The organism is Gordonia sihwensis (assembly GCF_029632925.1).
In the GTDB taxonomy this organism is placed as follows: domain Bacteria; phylum Actinomycetota; class Actinomycetes; order Mycobacteriales; family Mycobacteriaceae; genus Gordonia; species Gordonia sihwensis.
Genome location: NZ_CP121248.1, coordinates 3,574,217 through 3,589,405, shown reverse-complemented (window position 1 = coordinate 3,589,405; position 15,189 = coordinate 3,574,217). Strand labels below are relative to the sequence as shown.

11 protein-coding genes are annotated in these 15,189 nt (G+C 68.8%); 6 read left to right on the top strand and 5 right to left on the bottom strand.

Translation table 11 applies throughout. From position 1 onward, the window contains the following. Positions 1 to 306: 306 nt before the first annotated feature. Complete coding sequence (locus tag P5P27_RS17085; protein WP_278125210.1) at positions 307 to 1,719, top strand: hypothetical protein; 1,413 nt, start codon at positions 307 to 309, stop codon at positions 1,717 to 1,719. Between the two features lie 237 nt (positions 1,720 to 1,956). Here the strand turns inward: P5P27_RS17085 and P5P27_RS17080 are convergent, their stop codons facing one another. Further along, entirely contained in the window at positions 1,957 to 3,366 is a 1,410-nt protein-coding gene (locus P5P27_RS17080; RefSeq protein ID WP_278125208.1) for a WS/DGAT/MGAT family O-acyltransferase, read from the bottom strand. A gap of 134 nt (positions 3,367 to 3,500) precedes the next feature. On the opposite strand from P5P27_RS17080, the gene P5P27_RS17075 reads away from it, so the two are divergent. Together P5P27_RS17075 and P5P27_RS17070 are read left to right on the top strand one after the other, a co-directional pair. Then, the gene (locus P5P27_RS17075) at positions 3,501 to 4,127 is read left to right on the top strand and encodes a SanA/YdcF family protein (protein WP_278125206.1); all 627 of its coding nucleotides are present in this window, start codon (positions 3,501 to 3,503) and stop codon (positions 4,125 to 4,127) included. 64 nt (positions 4,128 to 4,191) lie between these two features. Further along, positions 4,192 to 4,893 (top strand): hypothetical protein, encoded by a 702-nt coding sequence (locus P5P27_RS17070; protein ID WP_278125204.1) that lies wholly within the window; start codon positions 4,192 to 4,194, stop codon positions 4,891 to 4,893. A 35-nt stretch (positions 4,894 to 4,928) separates the two neighbouring features. On the opposite strand, the gene P5P27_RS17065 is transcribed toward P5P27_RS17070, so the two are convergent. The 3 genes from P5P27_RS17065 to P5P27_RS17055 form a co-directional block, all read right to left on the bottom strand. Continuing rightward, on the bottom strand, positions 4,929 to 6,143 hold the full coding sequence (locus tag P5P27_RS17065) for an acyltransferase (RefSeq protein ID WP_278125203.1): 1,215 nt from the start codon (positions 6,141 to 6,143) through the stop codon (positions 4,929 to 4,931). 101 nt (positions 6,144 to 6,244) lie between these two features. Next, on the bottom strand, positions 6,245 to 8,395 hold the full coding sequence (locus P5P27_RS17060) for an acyltransferase family protein (RefSeq protein ID WP_278125201.1): 2,151 nt from the start codon (positions 8,393 to 8,395) through the stop codon (positions 6,245 to 6,247). Positions 8,396 to 8,465: 70 nt separating this feature from the next. After that, positions 8,466 to 9,461, bottom strand: coding sequence for an alpha/beta hydrolase family protein (locus tag P5P27_RS17055; protein WP_278125199.1), 996 nt, complete (start codon positions 9,459 to 9,461; stop codon positions 8,466 to 8,468). Between the two features lie 191 nt (positions 9,462 to 9,652). On the opposite strand from P5P27_RS17055, the gene P5P27_RS17050 reads away from it, so the two are divergent. From P5P27_RS17050 to lon, 3 genes are all read left to right on the top strand, one after another. Next, positions 9,653 to 10,777, top strand: coding sequence for an NDMA-dependent alcohol dehydrogenase (locus P5P27_RS17050; RefSeq protein WP_006898017.1), 1,125 nt, complete (start codon positions 9,653 to 9,655; stop codon positions 10,775 to 10,777). 199 nt (positions 10,778 to 10,976) lie between these two features. Next, a complete protein-coding gene (locus P5P27_RS17045) occupies positions 10,977 to 11,651 on the top strand; it encodes a VOC family protein (RefSeq protein WP_278125197.1) in 675 nt (224 codons plus the stop codon). A gap of 79 nt (positions 11,652 to 11,730) precedes the next feature. Then, on the top strand, positions 11,731 to 14,139 hold the full coding sequence (gene lon, locus P5P27_RS17040) for an endopeptidase La (RefSeq protein ID WP_278125195.1): 2,409 nt from the start codon (positions 11,731 to 11,733) through the stop codon (positions 14,137 to 14,139). A 54-nt stretch (positions 14,140 to 14,193) separates the two neighbouring features. Here the strand turns inward: lon and P5P27_RS17035 are convergent, their stop codons facing one another. Next, positions 14,194 to 15,138 (bottom strand): hypothetical protein, encoded by a 945-nt coding sequence (locus P5P27_RS17035; RefSeq protein WP_052692449.1) that lies wholly within the window; start codon positions 15,136 to 15,138, stop codon positions 14,194 to 14,196. Positions 15,139 to 15,189: the final 51 nt, after the last annotated feature.

The window sequence follows — 15,189 nt, the reverse complement described above, 5'->3', positions numbered from 1 at the left end:
CCAAGGTTTGCCTAACTTCGCCTGCAGATCGGCCGTCACGGTTACCGTTCACCGGTATGTTACTCGCGAGTAATAAGAGGGTCCAGTCCGTGTCGGGAGTGTGCTGAGGCGCACGAATCTGAGTCGACACGCCGAATTCGTGCCGTGAATCTGTGTCACCTGATCGGTTGAAAGTGGTGCTTATCACTCGAAAGTTACCGTTCGGTACGAGTCCGGCGGCGGGAGGCGGCAGCCCCGCGCGACGGGGGTGCCGGGCTCCTGTGTGAGCCATTCCTTTCGATTAGAGAAGAGTCCCAGGTGACCTCGATGGATACCCGATCTCGAAGCCGTCGGCAGCGACGCACCCGTCTGACGACGGGCCTCACCGCGGTCGCGGCGTCGGCCGCACTCCTCGCGGGCGGAGTCGGCGCCGCGCCGGCGAATGCCGCGAACGGCCTTCCGGATTTCCCCTCGTACAAGTGTGCGCCGGGGCAGCAGACCGCGCCCAGCCCCGTCGGCGACACCGTCGACTGCGGGGCTGCCCGCCCCGCGGTGCTCGCGAAGATCGGCGACGGCCTGATCGGCCTGGTGCTGCCCGATCTGGGCCTGAACCTCGCCGATATGAATTCGGCCACTGCCATCAGCCTGGCGCCGCTGTTCGGCACCTCGTACCCGGGCGCCGCGACGATCGCGGGCACCGGTCTGGCGTCGGCGCTCGCCGTCGGCGGCACCGCCAACGCGCAGGCCGACGCCTTCCTGTCCGGCGCCATCTCGGTCGGCAGCCTCGGCGCGGTCTCCGATTCGCGGGCCACCGGCGGCCTGGGGCTGTCGATCGGAGCGGGAGTGTCGGAGACCTCGGTCCGGGCACTCCCGCTCGGCGTCGCGATCGCGATGGGGCTGGGCGAGAACGCGACCGCCACGGCGCTCGGCGGCGTCGCGGTGGCGACCGGCTTCCTCGACGGCATCGCGAACGCGCCGGACCCGACCAAGAGTTCGGTGATATGCACGGCGCTGTATGGAAAGGCGCAGGTCACCGACGGGGAGACCGGAAAGAACTACTCGTCGTGCACCAGCGTCGCGTTCATCTTCCAGAAGTCGCAGCAGGGCGACGGCCCGGTGGTCTACTCGATCAAGAATCCGTTCTCGCTGACGCTCGGCTCTCCGCTGGCGCCGATGACGACCCTGCTCGACATGGTGGGTGCGCTCGGCATTCCGGCGCCCTTCCCGGACTCGGTGACCGGCATCCTCACCGGCAATGTGATCCCGACCTTCTCGCAAGACCTCATCCGTATCGTGATGACCGACCATGGGCCGCGGATCGAGACCGACCTGTTCGCCAAGAAGCCGGCTCCCACGCCGCCGGCGACCGAGCCGTCCACCGCGTCGACCGCGACACGGGTCGCCGATGTGCAGGCGACGAGCACCTCCGCGGCAGCCGACTCGGCGCAGACGACCGTTGGTTCGGAGGCCACTGAGAACACCTCCGCTGAGGCCACGGCACCGTCCGGGGAGTCCTCGGCCACCGAGCCCGCCCCGGCGCCCGAGGCCGCGACCGAGGCTGCGCCGACCGCCGAGGCGCCGGCCGTCACCGACGAGCCCGCCGCCGAGCCGTCGCAGGATTCAGCGGCCGAGCAGCCCTCCGACGACCAGTCGTCGGAGCCTGCCGCTGAGCCGTCCGCGAACGAGAGCGTCGCTGACACCGCGGATTCCGCACCGGCCGCCGAGGCGCCCGCGGCGTGACCGATTCGGGCGATTGGCTGTGACCACCGTCACTGCGAACTAGCATGACGGTGTCGCAAACCGTCCGCGTTGGAGGGAGCAGTCCGATGATGAACAGCTGGAGCAGAATCCGCCGGAGCCTCGCCGAGTACTTTGCGACGGGATCGGCTGTCGCACTGATCACCAGCGGACTGACCTGACTCGGTAGCGCGATCAACAGCCCGCCCCGCCACCGCGGGGCGGGCTTCGCGCTGCCGGTCACCGTGCCGGAGGCAGTGCCTCCAACTCGGCCAGCGACGTCTCCAGGTGGGCAAGTATGCGCTGGAGGCTCGGCAGCTGGGCCCGCGCACCGATGACGCCGAACCCGGCCTTGCCGCCGATCGTCGTGACGGTGATGTTCATGGCCTGCCCCTCCATCGGAATGGAGACCGGGTACGAGCCGTCCAGCCGGGCGCCGTTCCAGTACAGCGGCTCCTCCGGTCCGGGAACGTTCGAGATGATCAGATTGAACGCGCGCGGTGTGTACTCGACGAACCCGGGGACCGTCGCGAAGGCCAGCGGCCAGATGGTCGCGGCGCCCAGGGCGAGAGCCTGCAGCGGTTTGAGCCCGCGCACCACGTTCTTGGCGCCGTGGGTGGACGCCTTGATGGCAGCCACCCGGTCGGCGGGCGACTCGATGTCGGTGGCCAACCGCACGGTGATCGCGGTGACCGCGTTCCCGTCGGAGTCTCCGTCGCTGTGCAGCGACACCGGCATCATCGCCACCAGTGACTCGTCGGGCAGGCCGTCGTGATCGCTCAGGTAGCGGCGGAGTGCTCCGGAGCACATGGCGAGGATGACGTCGTTGAGCGTCATCTGCTGCGCCCGAGCCACCGCGCGAAGCCTGGTGACCGGCCAGTCCTGCGCGGCGAAGCGGCGCGCCGAGCCTATCGACTGGTTCAGGATCGTCGACGGCGCCATCTGCATCGGGGCCACGTAATCCTTGTCGAAGACGCCCGCGGCGGCGATCCGGGCGGCGGCCGGCGCCATGCCGACCACCTGGCCCGCGGTGTCGGCGATCGCTCCGGCCACGCCCGTCACCGCACCGAGCAACCGCGACGAGCCCTTCGGCGGCCGTTGCTCCCGCCGCCGGCGGCGCCGTCGACGCACCAGCTCCATATCCCAGAAGGCGGTACCGGAACGGTCGTCGGGATCGGTGGAGAGGGAGCGCTGCAGCAAGCGCAGGGCGGAGACGCCGTCGACGATCGAATGATGAACCTTCGTGTAGAGCGCCACGCGGCCGTCCGCCAAGCCCTCGATGATGTGGATCTCCCACATCGGGCGACGGCGGTCGAGGAGGGCGCCGTGATTCAGCGACACGTAGCGGAGCAGGTCTTTGATCTCACCCGGACGGGGCAGAACGATGTGTCTGATGTGATAGTCGAAGTCGACCTCGTCGTCCTGCGTCCACGCGGTGTAGCCGGCGATCTGGGCGGGTGTGGCTGGGCGCTTGAGGAACATCGGCGAGACGTCGGTCGCGGCGTGGAAGCGTTCGGATATCTCGTCGGCCAGATCCTCGGCCGACTGGCCTTCGCGGGGTACGAACAGTTGCAGTCCGCCCACGTGCATCGGCTGATCTCGCGTCTCGGCGATCAGGAACATCGACTCGGTCACCGGCATGTACTGCATCGGCGTCTCCCCTCCCTGCGCGACCGCGCGTCCCGCTTGCGAGAGATTGTGACAGCCTTCCGGTCCGGATGACCGGGGGACCCGGGACCGGGTCGGTGTGCCCGGGTGGCCGGCGCTGCGTCTAGGTTGGACCGGTGCCCCTGCGTTCCCCCGCGATCCGGCGTCTGATTCCGGTGATTCTGCTGTCAGTGATCGCCGTCGAAGCGGTCGTCACGATCGCGTCGGTGTGGATGGCAGTGGGTGCGCGGGGACGAGTGGTGCAGGCCTCCGAGATCCCGGACGACGCGCCCCGCACCATGATCGTGCTCGGAGCCAAGGTCCGCGACGGGCAGGTCGGCGACTACGTCGGGCCGCGGCTCGACGTGGCGGTGAACGCCTACCGGTCCGGCCGCGTGGACCGCATCGTCGTATCCGGCAACGACGCCGACTCCGCGGGCAACGAGGTACGGGTGATGCGCGCGTACCTCCAGGCCCACGGAGTGCCGTCGACGAGCATCGTCGACGATCCGCTCGGGGTGAACACCAACGCCACATGCCGCCGGGCCGCGACGATGTACGACGTCCGCTCCGCGATGATCGTGACGCAGAACTTCCACGTGGCGCGCGCGGTGACGCTGTGCCGCGCGTGGGATGTCGACGCGCTGGGCGTGGTGGCGCCGTGCGACCGCTGCTCGCCGCTGAGCCTGGTCCGCAACCAGCTCCGCGAGGCGCTCGGCTCACGGCCGCGCGCGGTGATCGACACCGTCCGCGCACGCCGCTGAGCCGCGGGCTGCGGCGGTCATTCGGACGGCGTATCGCCGCCGTCGCCGGCCGTAGCGTGAGTCCATGCCTGACAACCCCGCCCGCAGCGGCGCGAGTGCGGCCGCCGCATCGGCCGGCCAGGTCCGGGTCTCGGGTCTGGCGGTCGCGACCGGCGCGTCGCACGACCGCCGTCTCGGACCGGCGCACGCCGCGCTCGGCGACGCGGGGCTCGAGGTCCGCGACGTGGTCGCGGTGATCCACGTGAGGCCGCCGGCCGACGACACCTGGTCGGCCGAGCGGGTGCGCGACGAACTGGGACTCGGGGGAGCCCCTGCGGTGCGCGCACTCGATGTGGTCGACGACGGCTGCGGGGTGCCGTCGTCGATCGCGGTGGGATCGTCGATGCTGGCGCAGACGCACGGCGCGGTGCTGGTGGTGGTCGCGGGAGCGGCCGCGGTGCTCACCGGCACCCCGCAGCCGGGACACCGCCGCGGCGACCGGAACGGTTCGGCTCTGCGGTCGAGCGCCGACTCGGACGGTACGCATGCCGCAGTCGAGCGGGTGCTGACCGCGGTCGGCGACGATCTGCCGATCGTGGCCGTGGCGCCCGGAGGCATCCGGCTCGCGGCCGGCCGTCGGTTCGTGGCGACGAGCCTGTCGACGCACGCCGCCGCTCCGATCGAGGGGCTCATCGACGCGCGCGCCGGCGGGCACTCCGAGGTGGTGCTGGTGACCGCGAACGGGTCGGGCCACGCTGCCGCCGTGGTGTGCCGGTTGCGCGATTGAGTCCGAGCCGCGCCGACGACGGTCGGTCCGGCGGGTCAGATCGTCGGCCGGAACGGAAGCCGCGGGCGTCCGGTGAGGTACAGCGACCCCGGGAGTCGGCGCAGTACTTCGACGACGGCGAGCGAGATCGCCAGTGTGCTGACGTACACCGTCAACGTCGCGAGCGGCTGCGGGATGTGGGCGACGAGCCACTTCTGGCCGTCGTCGGTGACCGGGCGCAGCAGGAAGAACAGCACCATCACGTGTACCAGGAACACCGGGAACGACCGGTTGGACGCGTAGGCGACCACTTTCGCCATGATCGGCGTCCGCTCACGGTGGAACGTGGCCCAGTGCAGTCCCGTCGCGTACACGCTGATGGCCGCGACCACGATGAACGGGAGCAAGGTCAGCTCGAACGGACTGCCCGGATCGTTGATCGGCGCACCGGAGAACAGCACCCGGTGCACGTAGGCGCCGACGGCGAGCAGACCCGTGCCCAGCAGGAGCCAGCCGAGCAGTTCGCCGCGCCCTCGCAGCCACTGCCCGACGCGTTCCCGGTGGTCGGCGGCCAGCGCACCGAGGATGATGAGCAGCTGGTAGGGCACCACGGTGGCGTACAGATGGCTCCACAGCTCGGCCATCCCGGTCGGCGGAGTCCAGTAGCAGATGAGACCGAAGACGGTGATCTGGAGCGCCGCGCTCGCGCCGAGCAGCCACCAGTGCCGGCCGCGGGTGCGCGCCACAAGCCGGCGGATCAGCGGGAACAACAGGTACACCTGCAGCATCACGAACAGGAAGTACAGGTGGTAGGCGGCCGTCCCCCATTTGATGCGGTCGAACAACTCGTCCAGGCTGCCCGGGACGTCACCGAGGCGTCCGCTCGCCCACATTCCCTCGATGGTCCAGTACAGCACCGACCACACCAGGTAGGGCACGATGACCAGCTTGATCCGGCGCCGCCAGAACGACGTGGCGCGGAAGTCGGGACGGTCGAGGTACTGGTACATGAGCACGAAGCCGGTGAGCGCGAAGAAGATGTTCCGGGTGGAGTGGAACAGCAGCGCGGTCCCGTTGGTGCCCATGCTGGTGAACTCGGCGGTCGTCGACGTGAGCGTGTGCACGAAGATGACCAGGGCGAAGGTCATCGTGCGCACCAGGTCGACGTGATGGAGGTAAGGGCGTTTGGCCGGCGCCGGCGCCGGCGGCGCGGAGCCTACGGCGGGAACGGTCGGGGTAGCCGCCTCGGGGAGGACAGCTGTGGACGACATCGGGTGACCTCACGGTTGCGGGGGAGCGGATCAATCGGACACGCTAACAGCCCACCCTGTGCACTCACTGTGTGCCCGCTGCCGGGCCGGTGTCGGTCCCGCTACCACCAGCCGGTGGCTTTCTGCAGGTCACGGTCGAGGAACGGCGCCAGGCTGCGCATGAAGGCGGTGGAGACGTGGTGGTAGTCGTGCCACACCAGGATGTTGCCGACCACAGCCGGGCAGTAGGTGTCGTTGCAGAAACCGTCGCTGTAGTCCAGGAAGGTCATGTTCGGGAAATCCGGGATCAGCGCGTCGGCCGGGTTCACCGGCGACAGCGCCCGTGACCGCTCCACGCCGCACACACGCGGCAGCTTGCCGGAAGCGATGCACTCCGGAGGCGAGAGCGGTCCGTGCGCCCACGGGGTGTCACGTACGGCGACCACCTTCTGCCCGCGGTCGCGGAACTCCTTGAAGTAGTCGACGTAGCCGCGCGGCACCACGTCGCCGTTCTGTCCGGTGGGGGCGGGCCGGGTGGCGGTGGTGAAGACGACGTCGGGCCGGTCGACGGCCAGCTTGTCGACCACCGCCCGCGACCACTCGTTGCATTCGGTGAGGGTGCGGCCGTCGAGTTCCACCTCGGCCTCGGTCGAGAGCGCGCAGCCCGCCTTCATGTACGTCGTGACGCGGAAACCGCGGTTCTTGCCGATCTTGTCGAGCGCGGTCATCCAGTGCTCGGAATGCGAGCCGCCGACCACGGCGACGGTGTGCGCGCCCTGCGGATCGCCGTACACGCCGACCTTGATCGCGGGATCGCCGAAGTTGGAGAAGTGGTCCCAGTGGCTCAGCGGCCAGTCCTCGGCGGCAGCCTCCGGCGACGGCGCCACCGGCACGGCCGGACTCGGCGCACCCTCCAGGAGGGCCCGGGCACCGGGATACTCGCGGGGGTCGAGATTGGTGGTGTCGACGATCATCTGACTCTGGCGGTGCTGCCAGTAACCGGCACTCGCCACGGCGAAGACCGAGGCGACGACGAGGATCGCGGTGAGCCCGCGCCGGTAGCCCGCCGAGAAGCCGCCGCCGCGTCCCGCGCGCAGCGGCGTCTCGACGAACTTCGTCATCAACCAGGCGAGAATCACCGAGACCACCAGGATCGCGGTGCCCTCGGCGAAGTTCACGTCGTCGACGAATCGCCAGTTCATGTAGAAGATCAGCAGCGGCCAGTGGATCAGGTACAGCGAGTACGCGATGGAACCGAGCCAGACGATCCACGGGTGGGCCAGGACCAGGCCGCCGGGGCTCAGGTCGTTGCCGGGGACCGCCCGCGTCGCGGTGGCAGACGAACCGACCCAGATCAGCAGGAGCGTCGATCCGACCGGCACCAGCGCCATGACGGCCGGGTACTCCTGGACGCCCGCGATCCAGAATCCGGACGAGGCGATCATCGCAACGGCGAACACCGTCAGCAGCGTGCGCAGCCAGTTCGTCAGGCGCAGCCTGGGCATCCAGACGGCGAGCAGACCGCCGGCCAGCGGCTCCCACATGCGGGCCACGGTGTCGTAGTAGTTGAACGGCTGGTTGATCCCGTGCCGGTAGTTGGCCCAGGCGAAGGACACGAGCGTCACCGCGAGCAGCGACGTCCCGACGATCGCGCGGATCACGTTCGGGCGGGCCAGTGCCTCCCAGCGTGCGGCACCCCATTTGAGGAGGCCGCCCAGGGCGAGCGCGGTGAGGAGGGTCAGAACGAAGAACTGGCCCTGCATCGACATCGACCACAGATGCTGCATCGGGCTGATCGCGGAGTCGGCGGCGCCGTAGTCCTGCGAGAGGAAGGCCAGGTGATAGTTCTGGTAGTAGAAGGCCGAGGCGATGATCTCCTCGCCGAGCGGACCCCAGCGGGTGCTCGGCATGAGCCACCAGACGCCTGCCGCGATGAAGGCGAGCAGCAGGAACATCGCCGGAAGCAGGCGGCGCAGCAGCCGGCTCAGCCGGGGCCACGGATCCACCGCCGCGCGCCAGGAGACATCGGCCGGCTGGGTTCGGATCACGTGCTTGAGCAGCGAGGCGACGAAGAAGTAGCCGGACAGCGTGAGGAAGACGTCCACGCCGCCGGACACGCGGCCGAACCAGACGTGGAAGACGGCGACGAGGAAGATCGCGATGCCGCGCAACCCGTCGAGGTCGGGCCGGTAACCGGAGGTGTTCCCGGTGGCGGCGTCTTCGTTGTGTCGAGTCGGCGGTCCCGCCGTAACGTCGGTTCCAGCAGACTTCACACGCCGGATGCTACTGGGATCGTCCCGGCGATTTCCATTCGCAACGCGCGGCGGCCGGCTGCGCCAGCGGTCATGGACGAAGCGCTTCTGCGGCGATCAAGTCGATCAGTGAACGGTAGGCCGCCGAATGCGCCTCGAACATCGATGTGTGCGTCGCACCGGGCAGCAGTTGCAGTCGACCGTGCCCCCGGTGCAGCAGGTACTCGGCGACGAATCGTTCGGAGTTGACCGCCGACACGAGTCGGTCGGCAGTGCCGTGCACCGCTACGATCTCGGGCGCGGACGCCTCGTCGCCATCAGTGGCCAGTTCCAGCGGGTCCACGGCGCGGTAGCGGTCGGCGACCGCGCTGGGCGGTCCGCCGAGGGCGCGGATCACACGGGAGTCGCCGTGCGTGGCGGAGAACACCATGTCGAGCGGCCCGGACACGCTGATGACCGTCGACGGCCGCCAGCGCGGAGGGCCGAGACCGAGACCGGGATCGGCGGCAGTGCGGAGTGCGGACCACACCGCGAGTTGGGCGCCGGCGCTGTGGCCGGCGAGCACCGAGTTCCGCAGAGTGATCTGCGGATGCGCGCGGATCACAGCGGGCAGATCGTCGAGAGCGGTAGCGACGTCGGTGAACGTGGCGGGCCAGCCGCCGCCGCTCCCCAGGCGCCGATACTCCACGTTGTAGACGGCCAGGCCGCGGGCGGTGAGGTCGCGTGCCAGACGGTCGAAGCTGTGTGCACCGACACCGCGCGCCCAGGCGCCTCCGTGCACCAGCACCACCAGCGGAAGCCTCGGGTGGGCAGGTGAGACGATCGGCAGATAGAGGTCGGCGTAGTTCTGAGTGGGGTCGGCGTGCGCGGCCGGATACGCGATGCGCTGGAGGAAGGGCTCGGCCGACGTGACGACGGCTCGATGCGCCGCCGGGGTGATGGTCGAGTGGCTTCGGTGCGCTGCGGGTGCGCCGTGCGGCGATGAGCCGGGCCCCGCTTGCCACAGCAGAACGCCGAGCAGCGCGGCCGCCGCGAGCAGAGTGGAGACCACGCCGACGATGACGGGGTGGTCGCGCTTGAACTTCATCGCCTCGATTCTCTGCGTCGCCGCTGACAGTTCGCAGACGAGTACCTCTCGTCCCGCAGGAGATCGCGGAAGAATCCGCAGTCGTTACCACCGATACGCCCAATCTCGCCTGACGGCACCGAGTCCGACGCACCATGGAGTCAGCCGCGCGCAGGTGACGCGCGGCACAGTCGAGAAGAAAGCGTGACGCGATGAAGACGAAGGCCGCGGTTCTGCACGGTGTCAACGAGGACTGGAAGATCGAAGAAGTCGAGCTGGGCGACCCCGTCGCGGGTGAAGTCCAGGTCCGGCTCGTCAGTTCGGGACTGTGTCACTCCGACCATCACCTGCGGACCGGCCAGAGTCCGGCGCCGATGCCGGTGGTCGGAGGCCATGAGGGTGCGGGCGTCGTCGTGAAGGTGGGAGAGGGCGTCACTCGTTTCGCGGAGGGCGACCACGTGGTCACCGCTTTCATCCCCGCCTGCGGTGTGTGCGGACCGTGTTCGCGGGGCCAGCAGAACATCTGCGACGAGGGAGCCGGCCTGCTCACCGGCAAGGCGATCTCCGACAAGACCCACCGGGTGACGATGAACGGTGAGGGCCTCACCCAGATGTGTCTGCTCGGCACCTTCTCTCCGTACATCACCGTCAACCAGGCGTCACTGGTCAAAATCGAGGACGACATCCCGCTTCAGCAGGCCGCGCTCCTCGGCTGCGGCATCGCGACCGGCTGGGGTTCGGCCACCGAGATCGGCGGAACCAAGGTCGGCGACACGGTGGTCGTCGTCGGCATCGGCGGAGTCGGAATCAACGCCGTCCAGGGCGCCAGTGCGGCCGGCGCCCGGCACGTCGTCGCCGTCGACCCGGTGAAGTTCAAGCGAGACATGGCCGAGAAGCTCGGCGCCACGCACACCTTCGAGAGCATGGAGGAGGCGATCCCGGCGGTCGGAGAGATGACATGGGGAACCATGGCGAACACGGTCATCCTCACCGTCGGCGAGATCAAGGGCGAGTACATCGCGCCCGCGATGGCCATGACCGCCAAGGGGGGCCAGACCGTGGTGGTCGGCATGGGCGACTTCCAGGCGATGGACGTCAAACTCAACCTCTTCGATCTGACGCTGATGCAGAAGCGGGTGCAGGGTGCCATCTTCGGCGGCGCCGGCCCGCGCACCCAGGTGCCGAAGCTCCTCAACGAGTACCGGGCGGGCAAGCTGAACCTCGCCGACCTCGTCACCCAGACCTACCGCCTCGAAGAGATCAACAAGGCGTACGACGACATGCTCGAGGGCCACAACATCCGCGGCATGGTGGTCTTCGACGAGGCCGACTGGTAGTCGCGGCTGGTTGAGCGAGCCCCTCTCAGGCCGGTTGAGCGAGCACCCTCTCAGGCTGGTTGAGCGAGCGCCCTCTCAGGCTGGTTGAGCGAGCGGAGCGAGTCGAAACCACCACCGCCGCCCCGCTCGCCCACCCACCCCACCCCATCGAGCAGTTTTCGAGAAGCATCGCGAACCGTGCACTCGTAGCGTCAGTCGTATGACGAACATCAACACACTCACCCTGCAGGTCGCCGACGTCGAGGCGGCGAAGTCCTTCTACGACGAGGCGTTCGGGATCGGCGACCGTCTGCGCTTCGAACAGGCCACGCCGCCGACGTCGGGCTTCCGCGGATTCGTGATCTCGCTCGTGGTCGCCGACCCCGCGGTCGTCGATTCCTTCATCGAACCGGCGATCGCGGCGGGCGCGCGCGTCGTCAAGCCCGCCAAGAAGTCGTTCTGGGGATACGGCGGTGTGCTTCAGGCACCGGACGGCACCCTGTGGAAGATCGCGGCGTCGTCGAAGAAGCCCACCGGTGCGCCCTTGCGCGTGGTCGACTCCCTGGTACTGCTACTCGGCACCTCCGACATCACCGCCAGCAAAGCCTTCTACGTCGACCACGGGCTCACGGTGGCGAAGAGCTACGGCCGCAAGTACGTCGAGTTCGAGGCCGCCGACGGCGCCGTCACCCTCGCCCTGTACGGCAGGAAGGCCGCGGCGAAGGACGCGGGTGTGCCGCCGGAGGGCAGCGGTTCGCACCGGCTCGTCGTCGGTTCCGATGCCGACGCATTCGTCGATCCCGACAGTTTCGCCTGGTCACCGGCGAGTCTGACATCGGATCAGCCGCTGTCGGCGCAACCTCGCCGTGCCGACGCCGGAGGGGCCACGGCCTGATCGCCCAGGGCGAACACCGTTCCGGAACAAACAAAGGGCACCCTCGGTTGAGTCGAGCAGACTGAACTTTGGAGGTGTGATGTCTGAGAACATTTCCGTTCCCGTGCTGTTCGTTCCCGAGCTCGTGGTGCTGCCCGGGATGGTGGTGCCCGTGCCGCTCGACGACGCCGCGCAGGCCGCCGTCGACGCGGCTCGCGCGAGCGACAGCGCAGAGCACGGTGCGGGCAAGATCCTGATCGCCCCGCGCCTCGACGACCGCTACCCGACACACGGCGTGATCGCCTCGGTGGTGCAGGTCGGTCGCATGCAGGGCCGAGACGGCCACGTCGCGGTGATCCGCGGCGAGCAGCGCGCACACATCGGTGCCGGAACCACCGGTCCGGGTGCGGCGCTGTGGGTGGAGGTGGAGCTGGTTGAGGAGACCGAACCCACCGAGACCACCCGCGAACTGGCCGCCGAGTACCGCAAGGTGGTACTCGCGATGCTGCAGCGCCGGGAGGCGTGGCAGGTGATCGACGCCGTCAACCGCCTCACCGATCCGTCCGCCCTCGCCGATACCTCAGGCTATGCGTCGTGGATCAGCGATGAGCGCAAGCGTCGGTTGCTGGAGACCGAGAACGTCGACGAGCGGCTGCGGCTGTTGATCGACTGGACCGGGGAGTACCTGGCGGAGACAGAGGTCAGCGACAAGATCGCGGCCGACGTGCGCGAGGGCATGGAGAAGACGCAGAAGGAGTTCCTCCTGCGCCAGCAGCTCAACGCCATTCGCAAGGAACTCGGGGAGGACGAGCCGGACGGTGCCGAGGACTACCGGACTCGCGTCGAGGGCGCCGATCTGCCCGAGAAGGTCCGTGAGGCCGCTCTTCGGGAGGTCGGGAAGCTCGAGCGAGGAAGTGATCAGAGCCCCGAATCCGGCTGGATCCGGACCTGGCTCGACACGGTGCTCGACCTTCCGTGGTCGGTCCGGACCGACGATTCGACCGACCTGATCGGGGCGAGGGAGATCCTCGACGCCGACCATCACGGTCTGGAGGACGTGAAGGACCGGATCGTCGAGTACCTGGCGGTCCGCGCCCGGCGTGCCGAACGCGGATTGTCGGTGGTTGGCGGTCGCGGTTCCGGCGCGGTGATGGTGCTGGCCGGACCTCCCGGGGTCGGTAAGACGTCGCTCGGCGAGTCGGTGGCCCGCGCGCTCGGTCGCAAGTTCGTCCGCGTGGCGCTCGGCGGTGTCCGCGATGAGGCCGAGATCCGCGGTCACCGGCGCACCTACGTGGGCGCGCTGCCCGGACGGATCGTCCGTGCCATCGGCGAAGCCGGTTCGATGAATCCCGTCGTCCTGCTCGACGAGATCGACAAGGTGGGCTCCGACTACCGTGGCGACCCCGCGGCGGCGCTTCTGGAAGTCCTGGACCCGGCGCAGAACCACACGTTCCGTGACCACTACCTGGATCTGGACCTGGACCTTTCGGACGTGGTCTTCCTCGCTACCGCGAACGTGGTGGAGAGCATTCCGTCGGCGCTGCTGGATCGCATGGAGCTGGTCACGATCGACGGCTATACCGAGGACGACAAGGTCGCCATCGCGCGTGACTACCTGGTTCCGCGACAGCTGGAGCGGGCCGCGCTCACGGCGGACGAGGTGAGTGTCACCGAGCGCGCCTTGCGTGAGATCGCCGCGAACTACACCCGTGAGCCGGGTGTTAGGCAGTTCGAGCGGATGCTGGCGAAGGTGGCGCGGAAGGTCGCGGTGCAGGCCGGCGCCGGGAGCGAAGCGAGCGGGCCGGATTCGCACGGCGCCGGGAGCGAAGCGAGCGGGCCGATCGTCGTCGACGAGACTGCGCTGGTGGAGTACCTCGGGCGACCGCGGTTCACTCCGGAAACCGCCGAGCGCACCGAGGTTCCGGGCGTCGCCACCGGTCTGGCCGTGACGGGAATGGGCGGCGACGTGCTGTTCATCGAGGCGCTGAAAGCGGCGGGCACGTCGGAGAAGGGTGAGCACGCGGCCGGACCGCAGCTGAAGCTGACGGGCCAGCTGGGTGATGTGATGAAGGAGTCGGCGCAGATCGCGCTCTCGTACGTGCAGGCGCACGCCGCCGATTTCGGCATCGATCCGGCTGATCTCAACGGCACGGTGCACGTCCACTTCCCGGCCGGTGCGGTTCCTAAGGACGGACCGTCCGCGGGTGTCACGATGGTGACCGCGTTGGTGTCGATGCTGACCGGCCGGCGGGTGCGCAGCGATGTCGGCATGACCGGCGAGGTGACCCTGAACGGGCGCGTGCTGCCGATCGGCGGCGTGAAGCAGAAGCTGCTCGCCGCGCAACGGAACGGGTTGAAGACGGTCTTCATCCCGCAGCGCAACGAGGCCGATCTGGACGAGGTTCCGGCTGAGGTGCTCGAGGCGCTCGAGGTGAAGCCGATGACGGATGTCGCGGTGATCGTCTCGGAGGCCCTTGAGCCTGTGGAACAGGCGCGCGCCGCGGCGTGATGAGAATTTTGGCTCCTGGACGGGTCTCACAGACCTGTCCGGGAGCCAAAGTTTTCAGAGAAGTTCGGCGCGGCGGGCGGCGAGGGCATTGGCTAGCTCGCGCATGCAGTCGCCGGGCGCCAGATTGAGCTGCTTCCACGAGTAGGCCAGCGGGATCCAGCCGAGGCAGGCGATCGAGTTCGCCTTCGCGAGATCGCGGTTCCACCGGTCCTCGTGCCGATGGAAGGCGTAGCCATGGATCTCCACGCCGACGCGCTCGGCGGGCCAGGCGAAGTCCCACGGCCGACCGCAGATCGGGAACTGCTGCTTCCATCCGGTGATCTGTTCGCTGCGGAGCATCCGCACGAAGAGTCGTTCGGCCTCGGACTCCGAGCCGTCGGCGGAGACACCCAGCAGCTTGCGCACTCGGGCGAGTCCGTGGACGCCGCGGTTCCGGTCCAGCGCGGCGACCAGTTCGGGCACGGTCACCACGCGCTTCTGAATCATCCGATCGAGGAAGACCAGACCCTCCTCGTGTTCTGACGCCGCGCCGAGAACCGACAGGGCGGTGCCGGTCACCTGGATTCCGCGGACCTCGGTGATGTCTTCGTGCGGGTAGGTGCGCCGCTTGAGGTCGGCAGCCACCCCGCAGGTCGCATTCGGCTTCGCCGAGCGCGGCACCGCGGCGGTGATCGGCCCGGGAACGTCTCGGACCAGTCCGTGCCACCAGGCGGCAGCGGTGCGATCGATGGTGGCCGCCCTCGCATGCGCGACCACGCGTATTCGCGCGGCGGCCTCCAGCGGGTGGGCGAGGGAGAGGAAGACTTCGCGGGCCTGCCGTATCCACAGGCCTCGCTCCACCTGCGAACGGATCTGGCCCACGGTGAGTCCGCAGGCCAGTGCTTGTCCGGTGGTGATCACGCCGTCGTGAGCGGCGAGATGGTGTGCGACCGCGATCTCCGGATGCTCCGACCACCGGCTGTTCGCCCGACGATCGGCTGTCGACTGTGCTTCCCCCACCTTCAATTAGACGCACGTGCCGGGCTATCGGTTCCGGTCTGCAAAATTTTG

Excerpts from the sequence above, each read along its gene's own strand:
- P5P27_RS17045 (WP_278125197.1), top strand. The coding sequence starts at position 10,977 with ATGACGAACATCAACACACTCACCCTGCAGGTCGCCGACGTCGAGGCG.
- P5P27_RS17050 (WP_006898017.1), top strand. The coding sequence starts at position 9,653 with ATGAAGACGAAGGCCGCGGTTCTGCACGGTGTCAACGAGGACTGGAAG.
- P5P27_RS17055 (WP_278125199.1), bottom strand. The coding sequence starts at position 9,461 with ATGAAGTTCAAGCGCGACCACCCCGTCATCGTCGGCGTGGTCTCCACT.
- P5P27_RS17070 (WP_278125204.1), top strand. The coding sequence starts at position 4,192 with ATGCCTGACAACCCCGCCCGCAGCGGCGCGAGTGCGGCCGCCGCATCG.
- lon (WP_278125195.1), top strand. The coding sequence starts at position 11,731 with ATGTCTGAGAACATTTCCGTTCCCGTGCTGTTCGTTCCCGAGCTCGTG.
- P5P27_RS17065 (WP_278125203.1), bottom strand. The coding sequence starts at position 6,143 with ATGTCGTCCACAGCTGTCCTCCCCGAGGCGGCTACCCCGACCGTTCCC.
- P5P27_RS17080 (WP_278125208.1), bottom strand. The coding sequence starts at position 3,366 with ATGCAGTACATGCCGGTGACCGAGTCGATGTTCCTGATCGCCGAGACG.
- P5P27_RS17085 (WP_278125210.1), top strand. The coding sequence starts at position 307 with ATGGATACCCGATCTCGAAGCCGTCGGCAGCGACGCACCCGTCTGACG.